Annotated in this window: 5 protein-coding genes; all 5 read right to left on the bottom strand. The window is 45.0% G+C overall.

All coding sequences use genetic code 11. From position 1 onward, the window contains the following. Positions 1 to 224, bottom strand: a 224-nt coding sequence (locus tag A3756_RS28625; RefSeq protein WP_368664572.1) for an MAPEG family protein, incomplete at its 3' end; no start/stop codon positions are given. 159 nt (positions 225 to 383) lie between these two features. Continuing rightward, positions 384 to 1601 carry a dihydrolipoamide acetyltransferase family protein gene (locus A3756_RS05460; RefSeq protein WP_068553034.1) on the bottom strand — a complete coding sequence of 406 codons (1218 nt, stop codon included), beginning with the start codon at positions 1599 to 1601 and terminating at the stop codon, positions 384 to 386. A 2-nt stretch (positions 1602 to 1603) separates the two neighbouring features. Then, positions 1604 to 2665 (bottom strand): alpha-ketoacid dehydrogenase subunit beta, encoded by a 1062-nt coding sequence (locus A3756_RS05455; RefSeq protein ID WP_068553035.1) that lies wholly within the window; start codon positions 2663 to 2665, stop codon positions 1604 to 1606. Between the two features lies 1 nt (position 2666). Next, positions 2667 to 3854 carry a pyruvate dehydrogenase (acetyl-transferring) E1 component subunit alpha gene (gene pdhA, locus A3756_RS05450; protein WP_068510584.1) on the bottom strand — a complete coding sequence of 396 codons (1188 nt, stop codon included), beginning with the start codon at positions 3852 to 3854 and terminating at the stop codon, positions 2667 to 2669. 10 nt (positions 3855 to 3864) lie between these two features. Next, complete coding sequence (locus tag A3756_RS05445; protein ID WP_068553033.1) at positions 3865 to 4941, bottom strand: Glu/Leu/Phe/Val dehydrogenase dimerization domain-containing protein; 1077 nt, start codon at positions 4939 to 4941, stop codon at positions 3865 to 3867. Between the last annotated feature and the right edge of the window lie 251 nt (positions 4942 to 5192).

Below are 5192 nucleotides of genomic sequence, written 5' to 3'. Positions count from 1 at the left end.
ACCCCAACATAAAATAAGGGTGGTACCTCAAAGTGGTTATGAATATGGCGAGTGAGAATATGGAGCCTTTGCGGCTCCTGCCCTTCATTGTATGAACGATAGTACTTCATACTAACTTCACCGCGTTTAATTGCCGCAAAGCGTGTTAACCCTAGTTTAAAAACTAAAAAAGAGGTTAATAAAAACATCGCGATAGCGGGATAGATAATTCTAACTGTATCCATAAAAGTCTCGTCTATTGTTGTGGAGTACCTATCTATTGTGCGGTATTGACTACTGCACAAACGCAAGACCACATTCACATAAAGCGAGACCTTGGTCAATCACTTGTATAGACTTGAAACTCTGTAGATCACTCAGAGAAACAAAGCACCAGAGAGCCCTTAAGACTCTAACGACTCGATAAAAGCCTGCATAAACCTGGCCGCCTCTGCACCGCTGGCTGCGCGATGATCAAAGCTCAGCGATATAGGCATAACTCGACCAACCTTTATCTGTCCGTTTTCAACGACAGGCTCATCACGAATTTTCCCCACACCCATGATCGAAACCTGTGGCGGAACAATTATAGGTGTAGCGTAACGCCCGCTTAACGAGCCAAAGTTGCTTAGACTAATCGTTGCACCAAGTAGCTTTTGAGGCTTAATCGTACGGTCATGAACTGATTGAATCTGTTTCTTCATGATTTTTCTGATTCTAGCATCGTCTAGAGTTTGCACCTTTCGAATCACCGGAACGTATAAACCCTGCGCGGAATTAACCGCCACACCTAAATGAATATCTTCGAATAACTGAATACCTAAAGCTTCCTCATCAAACCAGGCATTGAGTATTGGCTCCTTCATACACGCAAAGACAAGTGCTTTAATACATCGGAGCGTGATGTCCTCACTTTTCTTCCAAGTACAAATATTGGCATCATCGAACAGCGTTACGGCTGGAATTTGTTCATGAGATTTACTCATCGTTTGCGCCATGACTTTCCTGGCACCTGTTAATTTAGTGATTGAATCACTACATCTCCCAGGAGAACTTCCTTTCAGCTCATTCTTCTTGTAATGAGCTTCCAGAATTCCTTTCTCTGTAAGCATCCCATAAGACTTTTCACTGAGCTGTTCTGTCAGGCCTATTTTTTCTGCAAAGACCCTGACAGAAGGCGGAGCATTTAAAGTCTGTTTCTGCTTTAAAAGCGCACTGTCAGGCGGGCTGGCATGATCAACAATCATATCCTCATATTGATCGACATCCTTTTCACCTTCTGCAGTTTGCAAACTTCCAACGACCGATACGCTCTTTTGCACATTTTGAGAGACGCCTAGATACTCCGATATCGAAGTATCTTTACCTATCGGGGACTCAGCATTTTCCTTCTCAGTGTATTCTAATAACACTGAACCCACATCAACCATGTCGCCCGCTTTACAGTGAATTTTCCCGATTCTAGCTTCCACAGGAGATGGAATTTCCACAATTGCTTTTGCCGTTTCGACAACTAAAATCAACTGATCAACCAAGACCATATCGCCAGGCTTAATCTTCCACTCAATAATTTCTGCACCCTGGAGGCCTTCACCGAGATCAGGTAGATAAAATTTGCTCATAGCTAAGCCTCCTTGTTTCCGTCTGCGTCAACCGGTGTTACGGCCCTGCACATCACCGCTGCCAATTCAGTTATTTGCTCTACGCCAGGCAGGTAGCTTGATTCGTTACGAAAATATGGCATTACCGTGTCATAACCAGTGATCCTCGCCACGGGTTCCCTTAAGTAAGGGAAGGCTCTTTCAGAAACCGTTGCTGCAATCTCCGCACCCAGCCCACAGCTTCTTGGCGCCTCATGAATAACTATGCAGCGACCAGTTTTTTGAACCGACTGGATAATAGTGTCGTGGTCTATAGGAGAAATACTGGCAACGTCTATCACCTCACACTCAATCCCATCCCTAGCCAATAAACTTGCCGCTTGCATAGTTTCATTTATACTCGCACCCCATGAAACTAAAGTCATATCCCTTCCTTGACGCAATAGAAAGGACTTATCCAATGGCAAGCCTTCGCCATCATCCTTTACCTCACTATGAAATAAACGATAAATGCGCTTTGGCTCCAAAAATATAACAGGGTCATTGGAACGAATCGCTGACAAAAGCAGTCCATAAGCCCTTTTTGGAGAGCTAGGCTGTATAACCCGAATACCCGGAATATGCGCAAACATTGCCTCGGTACTTTCACTATGATGTTCGGGTGCATGAATTCCCCCGCCATAGGGGGCGCGAATAACCATGGGGCAAGAAAGGCGCCCACGTGTGCGATTACGCATACGTGAAGCATGGCTAACCAAGTGCTCCATTGAAGCATAAATGAAGCCCATAAACTGTATTTCTGCAACCGGACGCAGGCCTTGAGCTGCCATTCCTATAGTCATGCCTGCAATCATCGTTTCAGCTAGTGGTGTATCCATAACCCGACGCACACCATATGCTTCTCGCAAGCCCTCCGTTGCGCGAAAAACACCGCCATTAACAGCAACATCTTCGCCAAGCACAACCACTTCTTCACTTTCTGCCATTGCGCGATGCAATGCCATATTAACGGCCTCAATAATACAGACCTTCGATGCGCCAACACTTTCAGGAGCACAGTCATCTATTGCTTTAGTAAGATTCATATCATTCATGGCTATGCCCCTCCATATCAACTGGCTTCAACTTATCCTGAGCGTCGGTATTTTCAAACCTTGTCCCTTCACATTGCGGGCTTATTTTTTTAGTGTTTTTCATACCAAGCAATTTGACCTGCGCGTATTGGTCAAGCAGTGGCTCAGGTAGTGTTTCGAAGAGATAATCAAACATCGCCTCAGGTACGTCATCCTCCTCTATAAGATAGGCTTCAACAGCCTCACTAATTTTCTTCTTAATTCGTATGAGAAGTTCTTTCTCCTTGGATTCCGACCAGTATCCTTTAGACAGTAAAAAAGTTTTTAGTCTTGAAATAGGCTCCTTGTCCCAGGCTGACTTCAGCTCAGAATCACTGCGATAACGTGAAGCATCATCGGCGGTAGTATGATCCCCTAAGCGATAACTCACCGCTTCAATAAGCGTTGCACCTTTACCTGCGTAGGCTTTCTCCAGTGCTATATTGACTGCATGACGCACGGCAAAATAGTCGTTACCATCAACAACCAGTCCCTCAATCCCGGCGCCAATCGCTTTTTGGGCAATCGTTTGCGCGCCGCACTGAATATCGCGGGGGGTCGAAATAGCCCATTGATTGTTATTTACAACCATTACCAAGGGTAGTTGCCACGCCCCTGCCAGATTTAGTGTTTCGAGAAAGTCGCCTTTCGAGGTCGCGCCCTCACCACACGTAACAAGAGATGCTTGATGTATGCCTTTGGTTTTCAGAGCAACAGCTGCACCGGCAGCGTGGCCATATTGTGTCGCTATTGGCACACAAACAGGGAAATCATTTGGGCATGATTTATAATCACTACCACGTTCCAAGCCTCCCCAATACATCAACATCTCTTTTAAAGACACCCCTCGCAAATATTGGGTAGCGAAGTCGCGGTAATAAGGCGCAAAAATATCATCTGGGCTGAGCGCCATACCAATGGCCGTACCAATTGCTTCCTGGCCTAGAACTGAAGGGTAAGTTCCAAGCTTGCCAGTTCGTTGTAAAGCGATAGCCTTATGGTCAAAAGCTCTGATCAAAACCATCGTTTCATAAGCTTTTAGCATTTCTTCTTTGAGCAGTAGAGAATCCGGTAAAGACTGCTTAAGCTGCCCGTCATCGCCAAGAAATTTCGAAAAACTTACATCAAACCTAAGGTTTTCTTCAAAAGTATAAGATTTCATACCGCCTCCTCTATGCTGCAAAGTCTTGAAGACGAGTCAATTTTTCTTCGGCTAGCTGGTCGGCAACAACACTTGTTGCCCTGCCTTTTGAGCTTGAGCCTTGATAAACCTCTTCTAAGGTTCGACCTATCTGCAATATTTTTTCATGTATTCTGGCCTGTAAAACTTCATTTCTTGAAACCAGCTCAAAGTCCGAACGCAAAGACTCACTGTGGGTTAGCGAGGCATAAATCAAACCTCCAGAGTTAATCACGTAATCGGGAGCGTACAATATTCCCTTTTCATGCAGGCGCTGCCCAAGCTCAGGTTTCGCTAATTGAACGTTTGCTGACCCGGCAATTATTCGGCAGCTCAAACGTTCAAGGGAAGACTCATTGATGACATTACTTAAACCGCAGGGGGCAAAGACAACGCATGGCTCCTGAACAATCTGCTCAGGACTGACTGCGTGACTTGCAAACTCTCTTAAGGCGGACTCAACCCTTTCTCTATTAATATCAGCCACAACAATCTCTGCACCAGATTCTGCGAGCAGCAAACCAAGTTCGTAACCAACATTGCCAATTCCCTGAATAGCAATACGTAGACCTTTTAAGCTTTCTGTTCCTAACTTGAAATTGACGCTTGCCTTTATTCCTTCAAATACACCAGCAGCGGTATAACTTGACGGGTTACCAGCATCACTCGTACTGGTAACATGAGATGTCACAGTCTGAATAATATCCATTTCTCTCGCACTGGTGCCGGAGTCAATCGCAGTAATATACCGACCGTTTAAGGATTCAACAAAGCGCCCGAACTCACTAAATAATGACCTTCGATCAAAGTGACGATCAGGAACCATGATGACCGACTTGCCACCGCCTTGAGGAAGCTCTGCCAAGGCAGCTTTGTAGCTCATGCCTTTAGCTAAGTTCAGCGCATCTTGAAGGGCGTGTGATTCACTTGGGTATTTAATAAAACGGCAGCCACCTAGTGCTGGGCCAAGAACGGTATTGTGAATGGCAATAAATGCCTTGAGACCACTACTAACGTCATATCTGACGTGCAGCTCATTGACCTGGTGTTGATCCAGTAATTCAAACATGATGCTATCCTCTCAGAATAACTTACGATTGTTTGAATATATACTGGCTTATGACCACGACTACTCAAACAAGTCGTAAGAGGTGGTAACCTCGCGTCGATAGAGGGAACGCGCAAATATAAATTTTGGTGTGATGCAAAAACTGTTTATTTTTTGCACACTACGGTTCGAGTATAAAGCGACTTAAAAGGCTCTGTGAAGGGAAAGTAACAAATATTTACGAGATCACATACAGGGGGAAATAGGCTTTT

It is taken from the genome of Oleiphilus sp. HI0086, assembly GCF_001635225.1.
This window is presented reverse-complemented; position numbering and strand designations above follow the sequence as displayed.

Coding starts and splice junctions, on each gene's coding strand:
- A3756_RS05460 (WP_068553034.1), bottom strand. CDS start 1,601: ATGAGCAAATTTTATCTACCTGATCTCGGTGAAGGCCTCCAGGGTGCA.
- pdhA (WP_068510584.1), bottom strand. CDS start 3,854: ATGAAATCTTATACTTTTGAAGAAAACCTTAGGTTTGATGTAAGTTTT.
- A3756_RS05445 (WP_068553033.1), bottom strand. CDS start 4,941: ATGTTTGAATTACTGGATCAACACCAGGTCAATGAGCTGCACGTCAGA.
- A3756_RS05455 (WP_068553035.1), bottom strand. CDS start 2,665: ATGAATCTTACTAAAGCAATAGATGACTGTGCTCCTGAAAGTGTTGGC.